This window comes from Streptomyces sp. NPDC088785, assembly GCF_044750685.1.
Classification (GTDB): Bacteria; Actinomycetota; Actinomycetes; order Streptomycetales; family Streptomycetaceae; genus Streptomyces.
Window position 1 is genome coordinate 17,102 of sequence record NZ_JBIVKH010000004.1, and the last position, 24,979, is coordinate 42,080.

Consider the following 24,979-nt stretch of genomic DNA (forward strand, 5'->3'; position numbering starts at 1 on the left):
GTGCCGATGAACGGACCGGAGATCCTCGTCCATGTCGCCGCCGAACTGGGCCTGTTCGTGCCCCGCGCCTTCCGGGGCGACGGGCCGGCCCCGCTCGCCGTCGACGGCGTCTCCACGCTCGGGCACGTCGTGGAGTCGCTCGGGGTGCCGCTCACCGAGGTCGGCGCGCTGTTCGTGGACGGCGCCGAGACCGGCCCCGCGCACATCCCGGCGGCGGGGGAGCGGGTCGGCGTGCGGGCGGTGACCCGGCCGCAGCAGGTGCCCGGCGCCCCGCTGCGCTTCCTCCTCGACGTGCACCTCGGCACCCTCGCCCGCAGGCTGCGGCTCCTGGGCGTCGACACCGCGTACGAGGCCACGGACATCGGCGACCCGGCGCTCGCCGCCCGCTCCGCCGCCGAACGCCGGGTCCTGCTCAGCCGCGACCGCGGACTGCTGCGCCGCCGCGAACTGTGGGCGGGCGGCTATGTCTACAGTGACCGCCCCGACGAACAACTCCGGGACATCCTGGGCCGGTTCGCCCCCGAGCTGCGTCCCTGGACCCGCTGCGCCGCCTGCAACGGCACCCTCTCCGAGGCCCGCAAGGAGGACGTCGCCGACCGCCTCCGGGGCGGGACCCGCGCCGCCTACGACGTCTTCGCCCAGTGCGAGCGGTGCGCGCGGGTGTACTGGCGCGGCGCGCACCACGACCGCCTGGAGGCCGTGGTGACGGCGGCGATGGCTGAGTTCGGGCCGTCGGGCGGGCGGTGAGACCGGGCCCGTACGCCGGGGCGCGGGCCCGCCGCCCATGATCGGATACGCTTCCGCGGACCTCACCCGCCCCGCATCGCAAGAGGAGCCACGCCCGTGCAGCGGCGCCCCGTACTGGCCGGACTCACCCTGGCGCTCGTCGTCGCGCTCACGGCCTGCGGCGGGGGCGGCACCGGCAAGGCGGCCCCGGCCGGGGCGGCCCCGGCGTCCGGCCGTGCCGGGACGGGCGGCGCCACCGGCGGCCGGGACGCGCCCCGCACGGCGAGGAGCACCGAGGTCACCGGTGTCCGCGACGCCGAACGCCACCTCACTGCCAGGACGTCCACCTCCACCCGGCCGCACTACGTCCGCACGTGCGACACCGCCACCCACCGCGTCAGGCACACCAAGCGCAGCAGGGGCCGCACGAGGACCTGGTACACCACCGATACCGACCGCGACTGCCGCAGGGTGCGCCGCGGCACCGAGAAGTACACCCGCGTCGTGCGCCGCGAGCGGTGGTGCGTGCGGCTCGACGACGTGTCCGGCGCCCGGGTCACGACGGGCGGGGACGACGTCTGGTTCCGCGTCCCGCACACCCAGTACAGCGAGGTGCGCCTCGCCGGCCCGCGGACGAAGGTGACCATCGAGCCGACGGCGCAGGGCTGTTGAGCCCGCGTCGCGGCCCCGGCGACCGCTGAGGGCGGCCGGTCAGCGCGCCCGCACCGCCCGCTGGAGGGCCTCGGCGGCGAGCTGCGCGGCGGCCCGGTGGGTCGCCGCCGACAGCAGTTCCTCGCGGATCGGGCCGCCTGCCGCGAGGTGGCGGTCGTAGGGCAGGTGGACCACTCCGACGCCGGTCTCCCGCAGGTGGCCCACGGCGGTGCCGAGGTCGAGGTTCTGGTCGGGGGTGCCGGAGGTGAGGGCCACCACCGTCGAGGACAGCGCGGAGTGCGGCAGCCCGGACAGCCAGTCGAGCACCACGCGGGTGCCGCCGACGCCCTCGACCGTCATCGGCGCGACGACGACGCGGGCGTGCGCGGTGTCCATCGCGGTCCGCGCCACCTCGCCGGGCAGCGTCTCGCAGTCCGCCACGGTCACCGCGAAGTGGGGGCGCAGGCCCAGCGTGACGGTGCGGTAGGTGGGGATGTCGAGGGCGGGTCCGACCCGGCCCTGGCTCGCGGGCAGCAGCCAGCCGCCGTCCGGCAGCGGCACCAGGTACCCGGTGATGTCGAGCAGGTGCATCGACGGGGTCAGGATCTGCGCCAGTTCGCTGATGGACCAGCGCACGGTCGGCGCGCCGAGCCGCACGGCCAGCGTGCCGAGCGCGGCGTCCGCCTCCAGGGCGAGCACGGGGTCCTGCCGCGCGCGTTGCAGCGCCCGCGCGACCAGGGCGGCCGTCGTCGTCTTGCCGACCCCGCCGCGGATCGAGGTCACGGCGACGATGCGTCCCGACGCGACCGGCACCTGCAACTCCCGTGCCAGCCGCGCCTCCGCGGCGGCCGGCTGTGCCTTGGGCGCGGCGAGCCGCCGAATCGACTGTCCGGTCCGGCGCGCGACGGAGTCCCCGTGCAGGGGCCGCCCCACGGCCTGTGCCAGCCGCGGATCGACGGTGGGGACGGACTCCGGCGCCGGGAAGGGCACCGCCGGAACGGCCGTACGGGGCCGCACCAGGGCCGCCGTGCGCGGCGACGGTCCGGGATCCGTCACGGGGACGGCGTCCGCCGGTTCCTGGGCCGGTTCCTGGGCCGGGGGCGCCGGAGGTGCCGGGACGTCGGCGTCCGGCGGCGCTAGGGCCTGGCCGAGGGCGAGGGTGGCGCCCGCCGGTTCCGCGGGGGTCGTACGGCCCGGCGGTACCACCGGCGCGGCATCCGGGACCGGCTGCCGGGACGCTGTCGTGGCGTCGGAGGGGGTCCGCTGCGGCTCCGGCGGGGCCGCGGGTGCGGTCACCTCGTCATCCGGGGTGGTCGGCGCCGGTGCTGACGCGGCGTCGGGCGACGGGGGCGCCGCGGGCGCGTCGAACGGGCTGCTCGGAGCGGGGGACGCCGACGCCCCGTCGAAGGGGTCGAACGGCACCGCGGCGGGCGGGGCCGTCAGGGGCGCCGGGGCCTCGGCGGGCGGGGCCGTCAGGGGCGCCGGAGCCTCGGCGGGCTTCGGGCGGGCGGCCTGGGCGGGGCGGCGGCGGCCCGGGTTCGGGCGCGTGGGGTCCGGGTGGCGGACCGGGAGCGGGGCCTTGGCGCCGGCCGCCGCCGGAACACTGCCGGACGCGGGCCCGTCCACGGGCCTCACCGCCGCACCGGGCCCGTGAGGCGCGGGCCCGCGACGGCCGGAGCCGCGAAGCCCGCAGCCACTCGCCTCGGCCCCGCCCGGTCCGGAACCACTCGGCCCGCGCCGAAGGAAACGGACAGGTCGCGCGGACCGGTCCTCACGTCGCACTCCATCGGCGCACCCCCGAAATCGAGCCTCACCGGCCACACCCGCTCGTGCACGGCCCCTGCGGAACACTGGCCGCAAATCCTATCCCCCGGCCGGTGATCGCCGTGGCGAAGCCCCCCTCGCGGCGGGGCCGCGGGCGTCAGGCGTCGAGCTGGCGGACCCGGCCCGCGCCCACGCCCGCGATGCCCATCGGCACGCACAGCACCGCGAGCAGGGCCAGCGGCACCGTCCAGCCGCCCGTCCAGTCGTGCAGCGCGCCCAGCAGGAACGGCCCCGCGGCGGCGAGCAGATAGCCGACGCCCTGCGCCATGCCCGACATCTCGGCGGCGCGCCCCGCGTCGGGGGAGCGCAGCACGATCACCGCGAGCGCCGTGCTGATGAGCAGGCCCGAGCCGAAGCCCTGCATCAGCATCCAGGCGTACGCGCCACCGACCGGCGCCACGATCAGGCCGATGAGCGAGCCGAGGAAGAGGAGCGTGCCGACGAGGGCGAACGGGACCTGGTTGCGCAGGCGGCCCACGAGCGCGGTGAAGACGAGCGACCCGGCGATGCCGACGAGGCTCATCACGGACAGCATCCAGCCCGCTTCCGTGCTGGACATGCCCTCACTGGTGAGCATCGCGGGGATCCAGGCCGCGCACGCGTAGTACTGGAGCGACTGGAGCCCCATGGTGAGCGTGACCTGCCAGGCCAGTGGGGAACGCCGCAGCGGCGTACGGGCGGTGGCCCCGGTGGCCGGTGTCGCGGGCGGGTCGTCGGGACGGCGCAGCTGCGGCACCCACAGCAGCAGGGCGAGGGCCGAGAGCACGGCCCAGACGCCGATCGCGCCGCGCCAGCCGAGCCCGAGCGCGTCGCCCAGCGGCACCGTGACCCCGGCGGCGAGCGCGGCGCCGCAGAACAGGGCCACCGAGTAGAGGCCCATCATCAGGCCGGTGTGCCGGTGGAAGTGGCGCTTGATGATGCTCGGCACCAGCACGTTGGACAGGGAGATCGCCGCGCCGATCAGGACCGTACCGGCGAACAGCGCGGGCAGCCCCGGTGCGAGACGCAGGGCGATGCCCGCAGTGAGCAGCAGCATCATCGCGCCGAGCGCCCGCGTCATGCCGATCCGGCGCGACAGCTTCGCGGCGAACGGCGCGAGCAGCCCGAAGCACAGGATCGGCACGGTGGTGAGCAGGCCCGCGGCGGACCCGCTCAGTCCGGTGGCGTCCCGTATCGCGTCCAGCTCGGGGGAGACCGACACGACGCCGGGCCGCAGATTCATCGCGATCAGCAGGATGCCCGCGGCGAGCAGCCCGGCGACGGGCGGCGCCGGGCTCCCGGTGGCCGTCGGCGGGGACGCGGTGGTGCGTGAGGGATCGACAGTCTGCGGCATGCGCACCAACGTAACATCCCATGTTTGGCACCGAAGAAGCCGCAAAGGGGTCAGGAAGCACGCAAACCCGCCATGTTCTGTGCCGAGATATGGGATATTTGACGAAGGTGCGTGAGGTGAGAACCTGCGTCCAGGAACAGCGCGAGAGAGGCCGCCACCTTGTCCGAAGCAGCACAGCCGACCCTGGTCCAGCGGACCATCGGCCGCATCGAGCGCGCCATCGAGAGCGGCGAGTGGGCCGTGGGCGACCGCATCCCGGCCGAGGGGCAGCTCGTCGAGGCGCTCGGCGTGGGGCGCAACACCGTGCGCGAGGCGGTGCGCGCGCTGTGCCACACCGGGCTGCTGGAGGCCCGGCGCGGCGACGGTACGTACGTGCGCGCGGCCAGCGACCTCAACGCCGCGCTCCAGCGGCGGCTGCGCCGGGCCGAGCTGAAGCACGTCCTCCAGGTGCGCCTGGCCCTCGAACGGGAAGCGGCACCGGCCGCCGCCGTCCACCGGGGCGAGGGCGACCTGGCCCGCATCCTGACCGCCCTCCTCGCCCGCCGCCGCGCCCACGAGAGGGGCGACGCGGTCGCCTACGTCGACAGCGACCTGGAGTTCCACCGCGCCGTCGTCGCCGCCGGCGACAACCCGCTGATGGCCGAGCTGTACGAGTCCCTCGCCGAGGCCGTCCGCGACAGCATCGCCTCGCTGCACCCGAGCTGGACCCCCGAGGTCCCCGGCGCCTGCGCCCACGAGGACCTGGCGGACGCGATCGCCCGCCGCGACCCGGACGCGGCCACCAGGGCCGCCTGGGCGCACACCCAGACCGTGGAGGCCGCCATGGAGCGGATGGGCGAGCGGTCCTGAGGCCCGAACCGGGCCCCGCACAAGGCGACTTGGGCACCATCCGCCCCCTGCGCCCCACCCGTGTCGGCCGGTACCGGCCGACACCGCGCGGGCCTCTGTCGAAGGCACCGTGCCCGGCTCTACTCTGACTGTGCCTCAACGGTCTTGAGGGGGGTCGCATGAGCGAGAGCAGCGCGCGACGGGAACCGCCGAAGAGCGGCGAACGCCTCGCGGACTGGGCGGACGGCCGACTCGGCGTCTACCAGCTGGCCAAGTCCCAGATGCGGAAGGTCTTTCCCGACCACTGGTCCTACATGTTCGGCGAGATCTGCCTTTACAGCTTCATCATCCTCATACTCACCGGCACGTACCTGACGTTGTTCTTCCAGCCCACCGCCGCCGAGGTCGTCTACAACGGCAGCTACGAACCACTCAAGGGCATCCTCGTCTCCAGGGCGTACGACTCGACGCTGCACATCAGCATGGAGGTGCGCGGCGGCCTGCTGATCCGGCAGATCCACCACTGGGCCGCGCTCGTCTTCGTCGCCGGCATGCTCGCCCACATGATGCGGGTGTTCTTCACCGGCGCGTTCCGCAAGCCGCGCGAGGTCAACTGGCTGTTCGGCTGGACGCTGCTGATGCTCGCCATCCTCACCGGCCTGACCGGCTACTCGCTCCCCGACGACCTGCTCTCCGGGACCGGCCTGAAGTTCGCGCACGGCGCGATCCTGTCGGTGCCGGTCGTGGGAACGTACCTGGCGTACTTCCTGTTCGGCGGCGACTTCCCCGGCGACGACCTCATCGCCCGGCTCTACCCCGTCCACATCCTGCTGCTGCCCGGCATCATGCTCGGCCTGGTCACGGCCCACCTGATCCTGGTCTTCTACCACAAGCACACCCAGTTCGCGGGCCCCGGCCGCACCGAGCGCAACGTGGTCGGCGCCCCGCTGATGCCGGTCTACATGGCGAAGGCGGGCGGCTTCTTCTTCCTCGTCTTCGGGGTCATCGCCCTGATGGGCGCGGTCGCGACCATCAACCCTGTGTGGGCCTTCGGGCCGTACCGCACGGACCTCGTCACCACCGGCGCCCAGCCCGACTGGTACCTGGGCTTCTCCGAGGGGCTGATCCGGGTGATGCCGGGATGGGAGATCAACGCCTGGGGCCACACCCTCGCCCTCGGCGTGTTCATCCCGTTCTCGCTGTTCCCGCTGATCATGGTGCTGATCGCCGTGTATCCGTTCCTGGAGGCCTGGGTCACCGGCGACCGGCGCGAGCACCACATCAGCCAGCGCCCGCGCAACCACCCGGTCAGGACCGGCCTCGGCGTCGCCTGGCTGGTGCTGTACGGCGTCCTGCTGATCGGCGGCGGCAACGACATCGTCGCCACCCACCTGCATCTGTCCATCAACGCCATCACCTGGAGCGTGCGGATCGGCTTCTTCGTCGCGCCCGTCCTCGCGTTCGTCATCACCCGGCGGATCTGCAACGGGTTGCAGATCCGCGACCGCGAGAAGGCGCTGCACGGCCGCGAGTCCGGCATCGTCAAGCGGCTGCCGCACGGCGAGTACATCGAGGTCCACGAGCCGCTGTCCCGCGCCGAGCTGTACACCCTGAACGCCCACGAGCAGCCCGCCGCCTACGAGTTGGGCCCGCCCGTCGACGGGAACGGGGTGGCGCGCGCGTTCACCGTGCGCCAGCGGGTCCGGGCCCGGCTCGCCCGCGCGATGTACGGCCCCGGGACATACGTGCCGAAGGCCACCGCCGAGGAGTACCAGGCCCTGCACGCGGGCTGGCACGAGTCGGAGCGGGTGGACTGACCGCACCGGGACCGACCGCACCGGGACCGACCGCAGCGGGACCAACCGCACCGGGACCGACCGGCCCGGCCCGCCCCGCCCGCACCCGGGCGGGGCGGAGCCCTATCGGGCGTACGCCCAGAAGTCGCGCATGATCGGCGGCGGGGTCGGTCCGCTCATGGCCAGCTGCGTCAGCAGCACCGACACCGTGCCGGTCGACGGCGTCAGATGCGCGGCGGTGCCGCTGCCGCCCACCCAGCCGTAGCGCCCCGGCACCTGCCACGACTCGCGCGGCTCCACGTCCACCGAGCCGCCGTACCCCCAGCCCTGGCCCTCGGTGAACAGCTCGCTCGCCCGGCGCTGCCCGTCCGTCAGGTGGTTCGTCGTCATCAGCCGCACCGACCCGGGCGAGAGTACGGGACCGCCGCCCGCGAGCAGCATCCGGGCGAACGCCCACCAGTCGTCGGCGGTGGAGACGAGGCCGCCCGCGCCGGAGGGGAACGCGGGCAGGCCCGTCCACTGGCCGTCCGGTGTGTCGACCCGCTCGCGACCGCCGTCCGGCGTCGGCACGTACTGGCTGGTGAAGCGGGCGCGGGCGGCGGCCGGCACCTCGAAGCCGGTGTCCTTCATACCGAGGGGAGCGAAGATCCGCTCGGCCAGGAAGTCGGGCAGCGAGGTGCCGGTGACCCGGGCGATCAGCACGCCCTGGATGTCCGAGCACGTGTTGTAGAGCCAGGCCGTGCCGGGCTGGTGCAGCAGCGGCACCCGGGCGAGCGCCGCCAGCCAGGTGTCCGGTTCGGGCATCCGCTGCGGCTGGTGGGGGTCCATGAGCGGGAGGAGGAGCTGCGTCGCGGGCAGCGAGAAGTCCGAGGAGAAGCCCCAGCCCGCGCGGAACGTCAGCAGGTCCTCGACGGTGATCTGGCGATGCGCCGGGACGACGTCCTCGACCGGGCCCGCGGGATCGCGGACCACGTTCGGCGCGGCCAGCTCCGGCAGCCAGTGGGCGACCGGCGAGTCCGGCGCGAGCCGCCCGTCCTCGATCAGTGTCATGACGGCGGCCGCCACGACCGGCTTGGTGATGGAGGCGATCCGGAAGATCGAGTCCCGGGCGAGCGGCACCGTGCCCTCGGCGTCGGCGTGGCCGACCACCGCCACCTCGACCTCGTCCCCCCGCGCCACCAGGCCCACGGCGCCCGGCACCGGACCCTTCGTGACATGCGGTGCGAGTACGCCGGCCAGCCCACTGGTGTCGGTCATCGTCAGTCACCCTTCTCGGAAGAACGCGTACGGAAGGAGTGACCCCGCAGCCGCCCCCGACTCATCGGCCGGCCGCGCCGCCGGGGACGAACCGGTCGTCGCACCCACCTTCCCCATGGTGCGCCCGGTGCCAGATCCCGGGCACGCGGACGGCGTCCGTACGGGCAGACACCCGCGCACCCCGCCACCGCGCACCCGCCCCCTCACGCCAGTTGCCGCCGCACCAGCTCGTGCAGCCGTCCGTCCGCGTCCCGCAGCAGTTCCCGCGGCGGGCCCTGCTGGACGACGCGGCCCCCGGACATCACGACCACCCGGGTCCGCGTCCAGCACCGTCGACAGGCGGTGCGCGATGACGACACGGGTCGCGTTCAGCTTCCGGGTGCTGTCGATCACCGCCCGCTGCGTGGCGTTGTCCAGCGCGCTCGTCGCCTCGTCGAGGAAGAGCGGGCGCGGGCGCCGGATCAGCGCCTGCGCGATCACCAGCCGCCGGCGCTGCCCGCCGGAGACCGCGCCACCGCCCGAGATCAGGGCGTGCAGCCCCATCGGCATCCACCGGATGTCCTCGGCGAGGCCCGCCATCTCCGCCGCCTCCCACGCCCCCTCCTGGGTGAACGCCTCCGCGCCGCTGATGCAGTCGAGGTCCGAGCCGGTCAGCGGCTGCGCGTTCTGGAGCACGACTCCGCACCGCCGCCCGGTCCAGCGTGGCCAAGTCCTGACCGTCGTACAGGACCGTGCCGTGCGTGGGCGTGTCGAAGCCGATCAGCAGGCGCAGCAGCGTCGACGTGCCGCAGCCGCTCTCGCCGATCACCGCCACGAACTCGCCCGGCCGCACCGCCAGCGACACGTCGTCCAGGACCAGCGGCCCTTCGTCGGTGTGCCGGAAGGACAGGCCGCGCACCTCCAGCGCCCCGGCCGGCTCGCCGGCCGGCCCGCCGTCCCTGGCACCTCAGGCTCCGCGTCGAGGACCGGCCTGATCTGCTCGAACATCGGCAGGACGGCCACCGCCGAGACGAGCGCGCCGGTCAGCGTCCTCGGCGCTTCAAGCCCTTCACCGCCAGCGAGGCCCGGCAGTTCCTCCACGCAGCCAGCAGCGACCGGCTCCACGCGCTCTACGAACTCGCCCTGCGCACCGGCCTCCGCAAAGGCGAACTCCTCGGCCTGCACTGGGAAGACCTCGACCTCGACAGTGGCACCGCCAGCATCCACCGCTCCCTCCAACGCACCCACACCGGCGGCCTGACCATTCTGCACACCAAGACTCGCGCCTCCGAACGTCGCATCGTCCTCCCCACGGAATGCATTAACTCCCTCAAGACCCACCAGGGACGACAGCAGGAAGCACGTGAGGGCGCCAGAACGGGTTGGACGGACAGGGGCCTGGACTTCACCACGCCCACCGGTAGACCGCTCGACCCCACCAACCTCACCCGCCGCTTCCGCCGCCTCCTCCACAAGGCCGAGCTCCGGACGATCCGCTTCCACGACCTCCGACACTCCACCGCCACCCTGCTCCTGGAGCAGGGCATCGACCTCGTCGTCATCAAGGAACTCCTCGGCCACGCCCACATCGGCGTCACCGCCGGCGTCTACGCCCACGTACGACTCCGCCTCCAACGCGAAGCCATCAACACGCTCGGCGACGCCCTCAGCCCCGGCCGCGACGACCCCGACGGCGCGCCCGTCGCAGCCATCGTCCGCTGACGTTGCCGTCACCGTTGCCGTCAAGGCACCCAAAAGCCCCACCGGCGCCATCGCTGGTGGGGCTTTTGAATTCACGACTCCAGATTAAGTCTGTGGAATCAGAAGAACGTTCTGGGCGCCACCTTCTGAGAGCCACTCCTCGGATTCATGGAACTCTACAAGTTCACGAACCGAGCGCCGAACGTCAGGATCGACTGCCTGAATGGCTTCATTGAAGGCATGCACTGCTGCCGGACCAGAACGGGTCAGGATTAGCAGCACGTTACCACTCTGATCCTGGGGGATGGAAATAAGCCCCCTGGACGCCTCAGCCACTCCCTGACCGAGGTCCGAATGAGGGAAGCGACCCAAAGCAGCATGCGCCGCCTGGTAGGCCCCGTAATCCTCTTCAGCCTTCAGGGAAGAAACGATCGCAACGACACCAGAGGGCCCTTCGCTTCCAGTCGCTGAATCGGCCAGCTCGACGTACCGATTCCAGCGGCGCTCAGCCTCGCCAGGCGGGGTGACCTCGTCATCGTCTTGCACGAGGTCACCGCACTCCACGATCTCTACTTTCCAGTCTGACGACACGTGAGTCCCATTCCGTTCCGTGCGGTTTCCTAGCTAGGGGTTCTGCCCTGACGCCCACTTCCGAAGGGCCTTGTTTTGCAAGTTTCACCTTGGTGGTCAGGGAGAAGCTGTCGCAGCCGCCTCCGCCCAAACCTCTGCCAAGTCTCCGGTACGGCGAGATTCCGCCGAAGCTTCCTCCGAGCATTCCCGTGCTCAGCGCCGTGTCGAGCAAGGCCTGACGGATGTCACACAGGCTGTCGCCGTCTTCACAGCCAATGTCGACGAGGCCCATGGTCTCGCGCCAGCCGGGAAGTTCGGTGGTGCCGGTCGACGCTGGTGCATTGATGGCTGCTTGTTCAGCAACGGCGTAGGTGCATGCCTGCTGGGCCCTGTAGCCGTAGGTGGAGCAGCCTCCGCCACCTCCGCCGGACGTAGAACTTCCAGAGGAACCGGTGGTGTTCGTACTGTTAGTTGTTCCTGCGTTGTTCTTCTTGCAAGTGTAGTAACAGTTCCCCTTGCCTGTGCCGCCTCGAGGCTTTCCTACGCCCTCGCGCGTGCCCCCCTTGGTGTTTCCGCATTGACCGGTGCCGTCGCCTTCGCACAGGCCTGTTGGCGGAACTGCACGGGACTTCCCTTGCGTCGCTGAGGGCCCGGGCGTGCTGCGTCGTCGCCCGGACGTGCCCGTGGGCCCCGGCACTTCGAGGTCCCGGGGCCCACGGGCACGCGGCCCGTCAAGGGGGCGGCGCGGCTGTCGGTGGATCGGCTCAGAGGCCGGAGACCAGACCCCTGACCGCACCGGTGCCCACGCCGGACCGCGGCGATGTGCCGGGCCGATTACCAAGGGGTGCAGGCCCGTTCACGGACCGGTGGCAGCGTCTCCGCATTCTTCACGGAGTGGATTGCGCGCGGCCGGGACGGGAATTCGCCAAAGAGGACAGCCGTGCATCAATGGGTTTCGCCGGATGCCCTCTGCGTTCAATTTCCGGCGGGCCGCGTGATTGCTCTGCGCAGTCGCTGTGCGGGTTTCTGGCACGCCACCGCGCAGGCGGTGAGCAGGGCCGGCGGCACGAACCCCCAGGACGGCGCCGCCGCGTGCACGGCGACGGCGCAGGCGGCCCCGCCGACCACCGCCGACAGGCGTGCGGCCGTCCACAGGTCCGACGTGCCGCGCGCGGTGCCGTCGACCGCGCCGGTCACCAGCGTGGTGAGCGTGCCCGTGAAATAGGTGGTGGGGGCGCCCCCGGCGGCGACCATGGCCGCGGACTGCCCGCCCATCGCCACCGCGGCGGCGACGAGCAGTGCGATCCGACCCGCCTCGCCGGGCCGCCCGCCGAGGACCGCCGCCGCGACGGCCACCGCGGTGAGCAGCGCGCACTGTGCGGCGAGCGCGGCGACGACGGCCGGCGGCCACAGCGGTCCCGCCGCCCGGCGGCGCGCTCCCCGGCAGGCCGCCGCGGTGCAGGCGGCGCCGACGACATAGCCGCCGAGTGCCACCAGGGGGCCGGTCACCTCCGAGCCGTCGCCGCGCCCCGCGGAGATCCCGAGCAGCACCAGGTTTCCGGTCATCACCCCGGCGAACACGCTCCCCAGTGCCGTGAAGGCCAGCGCGTCGACGGCGCCGGAGGCCCCGGCGAGGAGCAGCAGGGCCCATGAGGTGCGTCGGTTCATTCCCCGACGGTAGGCGCCGGGCCGCTGATCGGCCGGGAACCGGGCGACGGCGCCGCCGGACCGGCCGCTCGCCGCCGGTGCGTGCCCCGGACAACCACCACGTCCGCGCCGGCCGTCCCCCGCGACCCGCTCATCTCGGCCGAACCTGTGATCGCCCCTGTCTGCCTCCGGGCCGGCGTGGTAGCTTCACCGGTCAGTTCCCAGTGCGGGACCGGCTTACGGGGGTTGGTCGGTGAACACGAGCACGCCACAGGAACCGGGCGGCGTGCCCTTGCGCTTGGTCTCGGTCCTCGTCGATGAGCTGTGCGCCCTGCCCTGTGTGCGCGAGGCCCGGCAGCGTTCCCTCTACCTCACCCTGGTCTGCGACGACCTCGGCATCCGGTGGATCGAGCAGGGGACGGCGGTGCGCGCCGAGATGGTGATGTTCGTCGGCCAGGTGCTCCAGCACCACGGCCGGGACGGATACCGGGCGCTCATCGAGGGCGTCGGCGCCCTGGAGGGGCGGGAGGTGGCCGAGAACCTCGACCGCGTGGTGCGCCGCGCGGTGTACGGCGTGGAGAGCCGCGGCCTCCCGGAGCTGCCCGGCGTGTTCGACGCCGAGACGCAGCGCAGGGCCCGGGAGCTGCTGACGCAGGGGCCCGTGCCCCGGCCGCTGCTGCACAGCGTCCTCGCCCGCGAGCTGCGGATCGCGCTGCCCGACGGGGAGGGGCCCGTGGGCCTCTTCGCCCACCTGGCCGAGCAGAACGCGCAGCCCGACGGCCTGCCGCCCGCCCTGGTCCTCGTCGAGGTCGTCGCCGCCCTCGGCTCCGTCCAGGCCGCCGCCCTCCAGGCGTGGTCCGACGAGTGGGCCGGGCCCGCCGGGCTCACCGCCGTGCTGCGCGAGCGGCGCGCCCGGATCGCGCTCGGCGCGGTGCCCGACCGCACGGTGCCGCGCGCCCTCGTCGTCATGGTCGACCCGGCGCACGACGGCACCGACCGCATCCACGTACGCCACTGGGTGAACGCCGCGGCCGGGTTCTGGCAACCGCGCGCCTTCGAGCCCCAGGAGACCACCCTCGACGGGCTGGCGGCGGCGGTGCTGCGCGCGGTGCGGCACGGTGAGGCGCAGTGGGCCGGAGCGGCCGAGGACAGCCCCGTCCACGTCGAGTTCGTCCTGCCGCACGCCCTGCTCAACCACGACGTGGCACGCCTGAAGATCGCCGCGGACGCCTTCGAGCCGCTCCCGCTCCATCTGCGCTTCTACATCCACCTGCGCAGCCTCGACCGGATGCGCGTCCGCGACGCCCGTCAGCTCAGCCTGTGGCGCGAACGCTGGCGCACCCTCCAGGAGGCCCCGGCGGCGGAGACGTACCGCTGGAGCAGGACGACGGACCCGCTCGCCCAGTGGCAGGAGAAGCTCGCCAGGAACCCCCGGGTGACCGGCGTCATCCTCCAGCACCCCGCCGAGCGCGGGCACGGCCTGGAGGCCCTGGCGGCGGCCCTCGCCGAGGGAGTGGGCCTCGTCGTCTGGGACCGGCGCCCCGACACCCCTCAGTCCGTCGAACTCCTCCAGCTCCTGCTCGGCCACAGCCCCGGTCAACTCCCCTTCAAAGTGCACCAGTTGCGGGTCCAGGCGGAGACGGAGGAAGTGGGACGGCTCCTGGTGGGCAGAAATATCGCGTTCCTGTGGGACGACCCGAACCGCCTCGTCGACTGTGAGGAGATGCCGGCATGACCGAGCAGCACGGCACCGCGTGGCGCGTGTTCCACGGTGTGGGCAGTGCGCCGGTGGGCGCCGGTCCCGCCCTGCCCGAGGCGCCGCCCTGGCGGACGTTCGCGGGCGGCCCGGCCCAGCCCCTGCCCGACTGCGACGACACGCGGGCCACCCGCCGACGGCTCGGCGACGACCAGGACCTGGTCCACCTGCGCCAGGAGGACATCGACGTGGTGAACGCGGCGCTGCTGCTGCGCCGCCCCCTGCTGGTCACCGGCCCGCCCGGCGTCGGCAAGTCCTCGCTCGCCTACCTCATCGCCCGCGAACTGGGCCTGGGCCGGGTCCTGCAATGGGGCGTCGTCTCGCGCACCGCGCTCAAGGAGGGGCTGTACGCCTACGACGCCATCGGCCGCGCCCAGGCCATCGCCGCCTGGCGCGCCGGGGCCGACCCCGGCGCCGGTGGACAGGCCCCGCGGATGGGCGACTTCGTCACCCTCGGCCCGCTCGGCACCGCCCTGCTCCCGTACGAGCAGCCGCGCGTCCTGCTCATCGACGAGCTGGACAAGAGCGACATCGACCTGCCCAACGACCTGCTGCACGTCCTGGAGGACGGCTCCTACGACATCCCGGAGCTCAAGCGCAGCTCCGAGGACGAGATCAGCGTCTTCACCGACGACCCCGGCGCCCGCACCACCGTGGAGCGCGGCCTGGTCGAGTGCCGCGCCTTCCCCGTCGTGGTGATCACCAGCAACGGCGAGCGCGAGTTCCCGCTCGCGTTCCGCCGCCGCTGCCTCCCGCTGGAGCTGCGGCTGCCCTCGCGCGAGCGGCTGCTGTCGATCGTGGCGAGCCACCTGCGCGGCAGCGAGGACGTCGTCGGGGAACTCGTGGACGACTTCGAACGGCGGGTGCAGGACGGCGGAACCCATTCCGTGGACCAACTCCTCAACGCGGTCCTGCTGGTCACGACGGGTGGTTTTCAGGCCGATGCCGACGGGCGTAAGCTCGTCGAGATGCTGCTGCGCGACCTCGCGAAAGGCCGCTGATGACCGGCTTGCCCAGGGAGCGCGCCCCCGACCCGAGCGGCGGCGGGAGCGGCGCGCCGACCGACTCGTCGGAGGACGGACCGGACTGGCGCGACCTCGCCGAGGCCTCCTGGCTCGCGGCCGCGTGGCTCGCTTCAGGACGGCGCGCGCCGTCGCCCGGGGAGCGGCCGGAAGACGATCGTCCGGATGACCCGGCCGAGCCCCCCGCGCACCCCGGCGGCGCCCCCGGCGTCCCCGGTCCCGCGCTGCCTGCCGACCCGGGCGCGGCGGGTAGCGGCGCGCAGATCCCGTACGCCTTCCCCGACGCCGGCCCCGACCTCGGCGCGGGGGAGCGCGGCGGCGCCCCCGTCTTCCGGCTGCCGCCCGCCCCCGCCGCGCCGCCGGCCCGCCCGCTGCGCCTGGCGCGGGTGCTGCGCGCCCTGGGCCGCCGCGTGCCCACGAACGAGCCGGGACCGCTGGACGAGGACGCCACCGCCCAGCACGGCCTCAGCGACGGGCTGTGGATCCCGTACCTGCTGCCCGCCCACCAGCGCGCCCTGGACGTGGTGCTGCTGGTCGACGACACGCTCACCATGCGGGCCTGGCGCGGCACCGTCCGCCGGATCGCCGACGAGGCGGCCCGCAGCGGCGCCTTCCGCGACGTACGCACCGTACGGATCCAGGTCCCCGAGGAGGGGCCCGCCGTCGTGCGCGCCGCCGACGGCCGGGCGGGCGACCCGCGGGAACTCCTCGACGGCAGCGGCAGACGGCTGTTCCTCGTCGTCACCGACGGGCTCGGCGCGGGCTGGGCCGCCCCGTCCGCCGACGGCCTGCTCACCGCGCTGGCCCGCGGCGGCCCCACCGCGCTGGTCCACCTCTTACCGCCCTACCTGCGCCACCGCTCCTCCCTGTACCCGTTCCGCGCGCAGTTCGGCGCCGCCGGGTTCGGCGCGGCCAACACGGCCCTGGGGTGCCGCCCGCCGCACGACCTCGCCGACCCGCTGCGCCCGCTGCCCGAACCCGACGACGGCACGGTCCCGGTGCCCGTCCTCAGCACCCACCCCGCCTCCTTCACCGCCTGGGCCGAACTGGTCACCGGCGAGCCGGGCGTGCACCGCGCCCTGCCGATGCTGCCCGCGGGCGCCCTCGCCAAGGGAGCCCCCGCGCCCGGCCTGCGCACCCCACGGATCGACGGTCCCCGCGCGGCGGCCGCCGCCGTCGCCCGGTTCGCCGGGCTCGCCAGCCCGCTGGCCCGCCACCTGGCCCTGCTGCTCGCCGTGATCCCCCTGGACTTCGACCTCATCGAGGAGCTGCGCGAACGCGCCGTCCCCGAGGCGGGCCCCGACCACGTCGCCGAGGTCATGATGGGCGGCCTCATCGACTGGGAGCACGGGGACGCCCACGGCGGCGGCCCCGAGTTCGCCGACGGGGTGCGCGAGGCGCTGCTCGCCACCGGCACCCGCACCCAGCTGGCCCGCATCGTCGACGTCCTGGCCGAACTGCGCCGGGGGCGCGGCGCCGCGGCCCCGCTGCGCGCCGCCGTGCGCAACCCCGAGGACACCCCGCTGCCCGACACCGGCAGCGCGGGCCGGCCCTGGCTGCGGGTCGAACTGGCCGTGCTGCGCGCCCTGTCCGGGCCGCACGCGCGGCGCGCCGCACGGATCGTCGCCGGGCTCACCGGCGGCGCACCCGTCCCCAACGGGGGTGGTGCGGTGGCACGGAGAGATATCGGCACGCCCGGTGGGGAAGAGCTGGTTGCTGAGAGCAACAGCGAACCAGGAGTCGACGTGGTATCAGCGGCTGGACCCGACACAACCGAACACAACGAAGCTGGGAAGGCTGACGCATCCATGGACCTCAAGGCTCCCGAACACCGCTTCGTCCGCAGCGGTCAGCCGAAGATCATGGGGAACGTGCCGCCCAAGAACCCCAATTTCACCGGGCGCGAGATCCTGCTGGAGGCCGTCGACGAGCAGTTGCGGCAGAAGGAGACCGCCGCGGTCCTGCCGCACGCCCTGCACGGCATGGGCGGGGTCGGCAAGTCCCAGATCGCCATCGAGTACGTGTACCGGCACAGCGCCGAATACAACGTGATCTGGTGGGTGCCGTCCGAGCGCGAGTCGCTGATCCTCGCCTCCCTCGCCGAACTGGCCTCCTTCCTCGGCCTGGACACCGGGCCGCAGGCCAACACCGCGGTGCCCGCCGTGCAGGAGGCGCTGCGCTCCGGAAAGCCGTACGACAACTGGCTCCTGGTGTTCGACAACGCCGAGGACATCGACGCGGTCCGCGCCTACTTCCCGAGCGGCGGCCCCGGCAAGATCATCGTCACGTCGCGGAACCGCGACTGGGAGCGCGTCGCCACCCCGCTCAGCGTCGACGTCTTCGACCGCGAGGAGTCCATCGCCCTGCTCCAGCGGCGCGCCCCCGACCTCGCGACCGCGGACGCCGACCTGCTCGCCGACGCCCTCGGCGATCTGCCGCTCGCCATCGAGCAGGCCGGAGCCTGGCACGCGGCGACCGGCATGCCCGTCGCCGAACACCTCGAACTGCTCTCCCAGCGCCGCGTCGAGATCCTCGACCTCGACCCCAACCCGGACTACCCGGTGCCGGTCGCCGCGGCCTGGAACCTCTCGCTCGACCGGCTGGCGCAGGAGCACCCGGCCGCCCGTCAGCTCCTGGAGGCCTGCGCGCTGATGGCGCCGGAGCCGATCCCGCTCAGCCTGCTGCGCGGCGGGCGGAACGTCGAGGTCAGCCCCGAACTCGACCCGGTGCTGCGCGACCCGGTGCTGCTGGCGCGGGCCACCCGCGAACTCAGCAAGTTCTCGCTGATCCGCCTCGACCACAAACGCGGCACCCTCCAGATGCACCGTCTGATGCAGAGCGTGCTGGCGACCGGCCTGGACAAGACCGCCGAGGCCCAGCTGCGGCACGCCGTCCACCAGCTCCTCGCCACCGCCAAGCCCGGCGAGGGCGCCTCGCCGGAGCTGTGGCCCGCCTATCAGGCGCTGCTGCCGCACGTGCAGGCGTCGGGCGCGGTGCGCAGCTCCGACCCGTGGGTGCGCGACCTCGTCTACGACGTCGTGTTCTTCCTCTACTACTGGGGCGCGCACGACACCGCGATGAACATGGCCCGCCAGGCCTGGACGATCTGGCAGTCGCAGTCCGGCGACGACGACATCATGGTCATCCGGATGACCAAGATCCTGGCGTTCATGCTCGGCAAGTTCGGCAGCCGGGACGAGGCGCTGCGGCTCAACGAGAAGGCCCTGGAGCAGTCCAGGAGCGGCCAGGTGCCCGACGAGGAACTCGTCCACTCGATGTCGCAGATGTCCTTCGCCCTGCGCTACCAGGGCGACTTCGACGCGGCCCGGACGCTCGACGACGAGGCGCTCACCATGGCGCGCCGCCTCTTCGGCCCCGACGACCCGGTCACCCTCCAGGCCGCGCACAGCCTCGGGGTGTCGCTGCGCTGGTACGGCGCGTTCGCCGAGGCCCGCTCCCTCGACGAGGAGACCGCCCGCCAGTTCGACGTGCTCTACGGCCCCTCGAACGGCTTCACCCTCAACTCGCTGGGCGGCCTCGCCGTCGACATCCGTGAGACCGGCGACTACCGCTCCGCGCACCTCCTGATGGAGTCCACCTACGAGGCGTACCTCAGCAACTTCGGCGTGGACAACGCCTCCACGATCATGGCCGCACGGGAACTGGCCGTCTGCCGCCGCCGGGTCGGCGCCACCGCCGAGGCGCGCGAGCTGATCGAGGACACGTTCGTCCGGTTCACCGAGCGCTACGGCACCGAGTACACGGACACCCTGGCCGCGGCGATGAACGCGGTGGTGGACCGCCGTATCACCGGCGACGTGCCGCGCTCGCGCGAGCTCGGCGAGAAGGTCGTGCTCCGCTACCGCAACGCCCTGGGCGACCGCCACTCCGCGACGCTGAGCGCACTGGTCAACCTGGCCGCGACGCTCCGCGCGAGCGGTGACGTCGACGCCGCGGAGCGCTGCGACGCCGAGGCCGTCGAGCAGTTCACCGCCACCCTGGGCGAGCGCCACCCGAACACCCTCACCGCCCGCCTGAGCCGGGCCAACGACCACTACGCGCGCCTGGACTTCGCGGCGGCCCGCGCGGAGGACGAGGCCCTGCTGCCCTTGCTCGACGACGTCCTCGGCCCCGATCACCCGGTGGCGCTGGTCGGCACCGCGCACCTGGCGCTCGACCTGCGCGGCCTCGGCGAGTCCGCCGCGGCCGACCGGCTGAACGCGCAGGCGGTCGAGGGCCTCACCCGGGCCCTGGGCGCGGACCACCCCTGGCGCGCGGCGGTCCAGCTGCACCAGCGCGTCGAATGCGACATCGCCCCGATGCCGCTGTGACCGCGCGCTGAGCGAAGCCCCCGGCAGATGTGCGGCGCGGGCCTGTTCCCGTATCGCACATCTGTCCCAACTCTCCATGTCTGCCCCTAGGATGACCCTGAGCGACGCAGGGATCAGTACATCGGACCGGCACGGGGGCTGGACGTATGACCACGGTCGTCTTCATCCACGGTACGGGGGTCAGAGAACCCCGCTTCGGCGCGCTGCACGCCCGGGCGGCCGCGGGGCTGGCCGCGACGGCGCCGCACGCCCGCGTCGTCCCCTACTACTGGGGCGAGGAGCACGGCGCCGTCCTCGCCGCCCGGGGCGCCAGCATCCCGGACGGCCCCGGCGGCACGAGCCGCGGCCCCGCCGGGGCGGACGAGACGGACGGGACATACGGGACGGACGTCTGGGCCCTGCTGTACGAGGATCCCCAGGCCGAACTCGCGCTCGCCGCGGCCGGCGCGGGCACCACCGTGACGGCGCCCGGCGCGGAGTTCCCCGACGAGCGCGCGGCCCGGCTGCTGCGCCGCGTCGGCGACCTCGCGCCCGAGCTGGGCCCGGACCTGCCGGCGCACGCCGCCGCACTCGCCCGCTCCCCGCTGCTGGCGCCCGCGGCCGCCGCCCTCGACCCGGACGCACTGGCCCGGCTGCTCGCCCGCGCGCTCGCCGCCGCCGCCATCGGCGCCGCCCTCGACTCCGACGCACCCGTACTGTGCACCGGCGACGTCCGGGACGCGGCCGTCGCGCGGCTCGCCGGAGCACTGGGTGCCACCCCCGGGGGCACGGAACGCGGACTGCTGCTGCGCACCCTCAAGAGGCCCCTGCTGAGCGCCGGTTCACGGACCGCCGTGCGCCGCCGCCGCGCCCTCACCGAGGCCGTCCATCCCGCCGCGGGCGACATCCTGCGCTATCTCGCGCGCGGGGCGGACGTCCGCCGCGGCCTGCGCGACCTGACGGCCCGCCAGGAACCGCCGGTGGTCCTCCTCGGACACAGCCTCGGCGGCATCATCGCCCTCGACACCCTGGTCCTCGACCCCCAGCCGTCCGTCGCGCTCCTCGTCACCGTCGGCTCGCAGGGACCGTTCCTGTACGAGACGGGCGCCCTGCCCTCCCTCACCCACCCGCAGCCGCTGCCCCCGCACGTGCCCGACTGGCTGAACCTGTACGACCGCCGCGACCTGCTGGGCTACGTCGGCGCCGGGCTCTTCCCCGGCCGGGTCACCGACGTGGCCACCGACAGCCGCCAGCCCTTCCCCGCCGCGCACAGCGCCTACTGGGACGACCCCGCCGTCTACCGGGCCATCGCGGCCCGCCTGCCGTGACCCCCGCACGGACCGACCCGCGCCGGGTCACCGCGCTCGTCGTCGGCATCGAGGAGTACGCGGCCGGGGAGGGCTGGCGGCTGCCGGGACCCGCCGACGACGCCGTCCGCTTCCACGCCTGGCTGCGCGGGCGCGGCGTGCCCGAGGCGAACATCCTGCTGCACCTCGCCCCCACCGGGGGCCACCGGCCCGCGCTCCCGTACCGGCCCGCCGACCAGAGCACCCTGCACCGCACCCTCACCGACGAACTCCCCGCCCTGGACGGCGACGTCCTGTGGGTGTGGTGGGGCGGCCACGGCGTCCTCGACCAGGACGAGCGGATCCGCCTCTACTACGCCGACGCCACCGGACAGGGGCGCCGCAACCTCGACCTGGAGTCCGCCTGCCGGCTGCTGGCCAGCGACGCCGTCGCCGGGTTCGCGCGGCAGACCTGGGTCGTCGACGCCTGCCAGACCTTCGACGAACGGCACGGCTTCCCGCGCTCCCTGGACACCGAGCGGCTGGGAGCGGGCGCCCGCACCACCGGCCACGAACAGGTCCTGCTGCTGGCCGCCTCCCGGGGCGAGCGCGCCGCCAACGACCCGGTGCTGCGCGGCGGCGTCTTCTCCCGCCTCGTCCAGGACGAACTCGACCGGTCGGCGGCCACCGTCGATCCCGACCCCGAGCGGCTGTTCACGGCCGTGCGGGAGCGCGTGGAGCGGGAGATCTGGGCGTCCGGCCGCTCCGCCCAGCTGCCCACCCTGATCGTCAGACGGCCCGGTCACGAGCGGACGCTGGGCCCGCCGGCCGGACGGCGGCAGGGGCCCGGCGCCCTCACCGCCCTCACGCGCGTCGCCGAGGCCCTCCTCGCCTACCCGTTCACGCACAGCTCCGACGAGCGCCAGAGCCTGGTGCTGCTGCTCGACCCGCGGCTCACCGCCCGGATGCGCCGCAACCCCGCCCCCCGCCCCGACCTCGTCGCCATCGTGAGCGCCCACGGCCGCGCCGCCGATGCCCTGTGGACCCTGTACGAGGCGGTGACCTCCCTCGACGACGACCCCGACCGGGCCGCCGAACTCGCCGCCGCGATCACCGCGTTGGCGTCCGGATGAGGTGGGCGCACCCGACGGGAATCGGCCAACAGACGCTTCCCGATCATCCGGCGGGCCTACGGGTTCCGGGACCGGGCAGGCTTCGTCATGATGGACACAGGACCAAGGCGGCATCGCGTGCCGTCGTGGGTGAAGGGGGAGAACACCTTGAGCGAGCCGGTGCGCGCCGACCGTCCGGCGGACCACGTGGAGTCGGACCTCGCGGACCTCGCCGAGGTCGGCCTGGCGGAGCTGCGCCGGATCCACGGCCTCGGACCCAGCCGCAGACTCCTCGACGAGACCCGCCGCCCCCGCCCCGGCGCCATCTCGGGCGGCAGCAATCCCGGCCGGGCCGAGTAGCGGGTGACCGCGTCGGCGCCGGCGTCGGACACCCCGCACACCCCGGCCCTGCGCATGCCGGGGCACCTCTTCGACGAACTGGCCGCGGGCGGCGGCTCCGAGCGGGCCGTCGCGTTCCTGCGCAGGGGCGAGCGCACCCGCCGGCTGCTCCTGCTGCGCGAACTCCTCGACGGACTCGACGCGCTGCCCCGTCCCGCCCTCGGCCCCGCGGGCGGGACCGCGCCCGTGTGGAGCGTGCTGGAGACGGCCGCCCGGCACGCCCCGGCCGCCGTCGACGGGCTGCTCATGAGCCCGCAGTGCGGCGCCTGGATCGCCCACATGCTGCGCCGCCTGCACGGTTCCGCGTCCGGCCCGCCGCTGTGGGCCGACGCCGCGCACCTCGCCTGCCTCGCCGCCACCGCCAGCCTCCTCGCCGGTACGGACGCCGACCTGACCGCGCCCGTACGCGCCGGCGGCCTGACCCTGCCGACCCTGGGCCTCCTGCAACTCGGCCCGCGCGACCGGGCGTTCGACACCGTACGGGTGTCCGTGCGGGCCGGGGCGGTGACCGCGGGAGCGGTCCGCGTGCGCCCGCTCGACGCCCCCGGCACCCGGCCCGACGTCCCCGGCTGGCTGCCCCTGCGCACCCTGCGGCCCAGCGGCGCGGTCCTCGACGACCTCGACCCCTACCGCGACCTCGACGAACCGGTGCCCCCCGCCCGGCTGCCCGCCGAGGAGTTCGCCCACTGGGAGAAGACGCTCGACGAGGCGCACGCCCTCCTCGCCCGCACCCCGGACCCCGACGCCGTCGGCACCCTCCGCCCCGGCGACATCACCCGTCTCGTCCCCTGGCTCACCGAGGAGGGCTCCGGGGTCCGGCTGAGCGCGTCCACCGGGGACGCCTTCGGCTCGATGATGGTCTCCCGCCCGGACGACGCCACCGACCTCGCCGAGACCCTCGTCCACGAGTTCCAGCACAGCAAACTCGGCGCGCTCCTCCACCTCTTCCCGCTCCTCGCCGACGACCGCGCCGAACGCTTCTACGCGCCCTGGCGGGCCGACCCCCGCCATCTGCCCGGACTGCTGCACGGCGCCTACGCGTTCACCGGCGTCGCCGGCTTCTGGCGGGCCCGCATGGCGGAACGCACCGGGGGGCCCGGCAGCGCCGCCGCCTTCCACTTCGCGCTGCGCCGCCTCCAGACCCGCCTCGTGGTGCGCACCCTCGCCACCCGCGCCGACCTCACCCCGGCGGGCCGCCGCCTGGTCGCCGGGCTCGCCGCGACCCTCGACCGCTGGCTGCGCGAGCCCGTCGACCCCGCCGTGGCCGCCCGGGCCCGCGCCGCGGCCGTCAGCCACCGCGTCGAGTGGCGGCTGCGGAACCTGCGCTGCGGCCCCGCCGAACGCGCCGCGCTCGCCCGCGCCCGCGCCGACGGCGCACCGCCCCCGCGCGGACCCGCCCCCGAACCCGTGCCGGGCGGGTCCGCCGCCCACTGGGAGGACACCCGGGCCGCCGGGTACCTGACCCCGCGCCCGGGCCCCGGCGCCGACGCCCGGCTCACCTCAGGCGACCCGGTCCGGGCCCGCGACCTGTACGCGGCCCGGCTGCGGCGCGCCCCGGGCGACGCGCACGCCCTGTCCGGGCTGCTCCTCGCGCACAGCCTGCTCGACCCCCGCGCACGCCGGCTGCTCGCCCGGCCCGAGCGGGTCGCCGCCGCCCTGGACGTGGTGGACGGCGACGCCGCGGAGGCCGTGCGCTGGCTCGCGGGCACCGGCTGACCGGCGCCCCGCTCAGCCGGTGACCGGCGGGACCCCGGAGGCCTCCGGGAGCGCGGTGGGCGTCCCCGTCGCCGCCGTGGACGCGCCCGACGCGATGCCGTGCGCCGGCTCGGGCACCGACTCGGGCGACAGCAGCGTCGACGTGCGGCCGTCGACGCCGACCGGGACGTCGCCGTCGATCGTCACGCGGGCCAGCTCGCGCTCGTGGTCGTCGGAGTCGTCGACGCCGTAGTGCTGCGTGGCGCGGTTGTCCCAGATGGCCACGTCACCGGCCCGCCACGCCCAGCGGACGGTGTTCTCCGGGCGCTCGACGTGCCGCTGGAACAGGTCGAGGAGGTCCCGCGAGTCCCGGCCGGTGAGCCCGGCGATCCGCTGCACGAAGTTGCCGAGCAGCAGCGTGCGCTCACCGGTCTCCGGGTGGACCCGGACCACCGGGTGCTCCGTCAGGAACTTGATCTTCGCGAACACGTCGCGGAACCGCCGCAGTTGCTCCGGGACCACGTCGGGGCGCAGGGCCGCGTAGTCGTAGTCGTTGGAGTGCACCGCCCGCAGCCGCTCGGCCAGCTCCTTCAGCGGGGCGGGCAAATGCGCGTACGCCGTCGCGGTGTTGGCCCACAGCGTGTTGCCGCCGTAGGGCGGGACGGTGATCGCGCGGAGGATGGAGAACGCCGGGTAGGCGGGCACGAACGTGACGTCGCTGTGCCACTGGTTGGCGCGGCCGCCGTGGTCCGAGTTGACCGGGAACGCGTAACGGCCGTCGGCGGACGGCACGGTGGGATGCGCGACCGGGGTGCCGAGCAGCCTCCCGAACGCCTCGTGCGACGCCGCGTCCAGATGGTCCTGGCCGCGGAAGAAGACGACCTTGTGGGCGAGCAGCGTCGCGCGGATCGCCGCGACCGTCGCGGGCGCGAGGTCACCGGAGAGGCGCACGCCCTCGACGACCGCGCCGAGACGGCCGTTCAGCCGGGTCACGGCGAGTTCGGTGCCGGTGCCGGTGCCGGTGCCGGTGCCGGTGCCGGTGCCGGTGGTGGAGGTGGGTTCGGGGGCGGTCGTGGTCATGGCGGGG

17 protein-coding genes and 2 pseudogenes are annotated in these 24,979 nt (G+C 74.3%); 12 read left to right on the top strand and 7 right to left on the bottom strand.

Annotation, left to right across the window (positions count from 1 at the left end; translation table 11 throughout):
- The first annotated feature begins 6 nt into the window (after positions 1-6).
- On the top strand, positions 7-747 hold the full coding sequence (locus tag ACIP5K_RS14110; RefSeq protein ID WP_401409062.1) for a Mut7-C RNAse domain-containing protein: 741 nt from the start codon (positions 7-9) through the stop codon (positions 745-747).
- A gap of 96 nt (positions 748-843) precedes the next feature.
- Entirely contained in the window at positions 844-1,398 is a 555-nt protein-coding gene (locus tag ACIP5K_RS14115) for a hypothetical protein (protein WP_401409064.1), read from the top strand.
- Between the two features lie 39 nt (positions 1,399-1,437).
- Here ACIP5K_RS14115 and ACIP5K_RS14120 read toward each other — a convergent pair whose 3' ends face one another.
- Positions 1,438-3,003, bottom strand: a complete 1,566-nt coding sequence (locus ACIP5K_RS14120; RefSeq protein ID WP_401409067.1) for a hypothetical protein — start codon at positions 3,001-3,003, stop codon at positions 1,438-1,440.
- Between the two features lie 295 nt (positions 3,004-3,298).
- Entirely contained in the window at positions 3,299-4,534 is a 1,236-nt protein-coding gene (locus tag ACIP5K_RS14125; RefSeq protein ID WP_401409069.1) for a CynX/NimT family MFS transporter, read from the bottom strand.
- A gap of 159 nt (positions 4,535-4,693) precedes the next feature.
- On the opposite strand from ACIP5K_RS14125, the gene ACIP5K_RS14130 reads away from it, so the two are divergent.
- Entirely contained in the window at positions 4,694-5,383 is a 690-nt protein-coding gene (locus ACIP5K_RS14130) for a FadR/GntR family transcriptional regulator (protein ID WP_401409072.1), read from the top strand.
- Between the two features lie 158 nt (positions 5,384-5,541).
- A complete protein-coding gene (locus tag ACIP5K_RS14135; RefSeq protein WP_401409075.1) occupies positions 5,542-7,179 on the top strand; it encodes a cytochrome bc complex cytochrome b subunit in 1,638 nt (545 codons plus the stop codon).
- A 102-nt stretch (positions 7,180-7,281) separates the two neighbouring features.
- Here the strand turns inward: ACIP5K_RS14135 and ACIP5K_RS14140 are convergent, their stop codons facing one another.
- Both ACIP5K_RS14140 and ACIP5K_RS14145 read right to left on the bottom strand, forming a co-directional pair.
- Positions 7,282-8,415 (bottom strand): serine hydrolase domain-containing protein, encoded by a 1,134-nt coding sequence (locus ACIP5K_RS14140; protein WP_401409078.1) that lies wholly within the window; start codon positions 8,413-8,415, stop codon positions 7,282-7,284.
- Between the two features lie 203 nt (positions 8,416-8,618).
- Positions 8,619-9,441 (bottom strand): annotated as a pseudogene (locus ACIP5K_RS14145) (ATP-binding cassette domain-containing protein); the annotation flags it as partial.
- Here ACIP5K_RS14145 and ACIP5K_RS14150 point away from each other — a divergent pair.
- Positions 9,433-10,116, top strand: a pseudogene (locus ACIP5K_RS14150) (site-specific integrase); the annotation flags it as partial. The pseudogenes ACIP5K_RS14145 and ACIP5K_RS14150 overlap by 9 nt on opposite strands.
- Positions 10,117-10,200: 84 nt before the next feature.
- Here the strand turns inward: ACIP5K_RS14150 and ACIP5K_RS14155 are convergent.
- Complete coding sequence (locus tag ACIP5K_RS14155) at positions 10,201-10,686, bottom strand: hypothetical protein (RefSeq protein ID WP_401409081.1); 486 nt, start codon at positions 10,684-10,686, stop codon at positions 10,201-10,203.
- Between the two features lie 954 nt (positions 10,687-11,640).
- Positions 11,641-12,333 (bottom strand): DUF1275 family protein, encoded by a 693-nt coding sequence (locus ACIP5K_RS14160; protein ID WP_401409083.1) that lies wholly within the window; start codon positions 12,331-12,333, stop codon positions 11,641-11,643.
- Positions 12,334-12,598: 265 nt separating this feature from the next.
- Here ACIP5K_RS14160 and ACIP5K_RS14165 point away from each other — a divergent pair, with 265 nt between their 5' ends.
- The 7 genes from ACIP5K_RS14165 (at position 12,599) to ACIP5K_RS14195 (ending at position 23,913) form a co-directional block, all read left to right on the top strand.
- Entirely contained in the window at positions 12,599-14,047 is a 1,449-nt protein-coding gene (locus tag ACIP5K_RS14165) for a hypothetical protein (RefSeq protein ID WP_401409086.1), read from the top strand.
- On the top strand, positions 14,044-15,069 hold the full coding sequence (locus tag ACIP5K_RS14170; RefSeq protein WP_401409089.1) for an AAA family ATPase: 1,026 nt from the start codon (positions 14,044-14,046) through the stop codon (positions 15,067-15,069). Before ACIP5K_RS14165 ends, ACIP5K_RS14170 begins: the two co-directional genes overlap by 4 nt.
- Positions 15,069-19,421, top strand: a complete 4,353-nt coding sequence (fxsT, locus tag ACIP5K_RS14175) for an FxSxx-COOH system tetratricopeptide repeat protein (protein WP_401409091.1) — start codon at positions 15,069-15,071, stop codon at positions 19,419-19,421. Before ACIP5K_RS14170 ends, fxsT begins: the two co-directional genes overlap by 1 nt.
- Positions 19,422-19,567: 146 nt before the next feature.
- Positions 19,568-20,728, top strand: a complete 1,161-nt coding sequence (locus tag ACIP5K_RS14180) for a hypothetical protein (RefSeq protein ID WP_401409094.1) — start codon at positions 19,568-19,570, stop codon at positions 20,726-20,728.
- Entirely contained in the window at positions 20,725-21,819 is a 1,095-nt protein-coding gene (locus ACIP5K_RS14185; protein ID WP_401409096.1) for a caspase family protein, read from the top strand. Before ACIP5K_RS14180 ends, ACIP5K_RS14185 begins: the two co-directional genes overlap by 4 nt.
- Before the next feature lie 147 nt (positions 21,820-21,966).
- Positions 21,967-22,158, top strand: a complete 192-nt coding sequence (locus tag ACIP5K_RS14190) for a hypothetical protein (RefSeq protein ID WP_401409099.1) — start codon at positions 21,967-21,969, stop codon at positions 22,156-22,158.
- 3 nt (positions 22,159-22,161) lie between these two features.
- The gene (locus tag ACIP5K_RS14195) at positions 22,162-23,913 is read left to right on the top strand and encodes an aKG-HExxH-type peptide beta-hydroxylase (RefSeq protein WP_401409102.1); all 1,752 of its coding nucleotides are present in this window, start codon (positions 22,162-22,164) and stop codon (positions 23,911-23,913) included.
- Positions 23,914-23,925: 12 nt separating this feature from the next.
- Here the strand turns inward: ACIP5K_RS14195 and ACIP5K_RS14200 are convergent, their stop codons facing one another.
- Entirely contained in the window at positions 23,926-24,972 is a 1,047-nt protein-coding gene (locus ACIP5K_RS14200) for a TauD/TfdA dioxygenase family protein (RefSeq protein ID WP_401409105.1), read from the bottom strand.
- Positions 24,973-24,979 lie beyond the last annotated feature (7 nt).

Excerpts from the sequence above, each read along its gene's own strand:
- ACIP5K_RS14180 (WP_401409094.1), top strand. The coding sequence starts at position 19,568 with ATGACCACGGTCGTCTTCATCCACGGTACGGGGGTCAGAGAACCCCGC.
- ACIP5K_RS14125 (WP_401409069.1), bottom strand. The coding sequence starts at position 4,534 with ATGCCGCAGACTGTCGATCCCTCACGCACCACCGCGTCCCCGCCGACG.
- fxsT (WP_401409091.1), top strand. The coding sequence starts at position 15,069 with ATGACCGGCTTGCCCAGGGAGCGCGCCCCCGACCCGAGCGGCGGCGGG.
- ACIP5K_RS14160 (WP_401409083.1), bottom strand. The coding sequence starts at position 12,333 with ATGAACCGACGCACCTCATGGGCCCTGCTGCTCCTCGCCGGGGCCTCC.
- ACIP5K_RS14170 (WP_401409089.1), top strand. The coding sequence starts at position 14,044 with ATGACCGAGCAGCACGGCACCGCGTGGCGCGTGTTCCACGGTGTGGGC.
- ACIP5K_RS14140 (WP_401409078.1), bottom strand. The coding sequence starts at position 8,415 with ATGACCGACACCAGTGGGCTGGCCGGCGTACTCGCACCGCATGTCACG.
- ACIP5K_RS14200 (WP_401409105.1), bottom strand. The coding sequence starts at position 24,972 with ATGACCACGACCGCCCCCGAACCCACCTCCACCACCGGCACCGGCACC.
- ACIP5K_RS14135 (WP_401409075.1), top strand. The coding sequence starts at position 5,542 with ATGAGCGAGAGCAGCGCGCGACGGGAACCGCCGAAGAGCGGCGAACGC.
- ACIP5K_RS14110 (WP_401409062.1), top strand. The coding sequence starts at position 7 with ATGAACGGACCGGAGATCCTCGTCCATGTCGCCGCCGAACTGGGCCTG.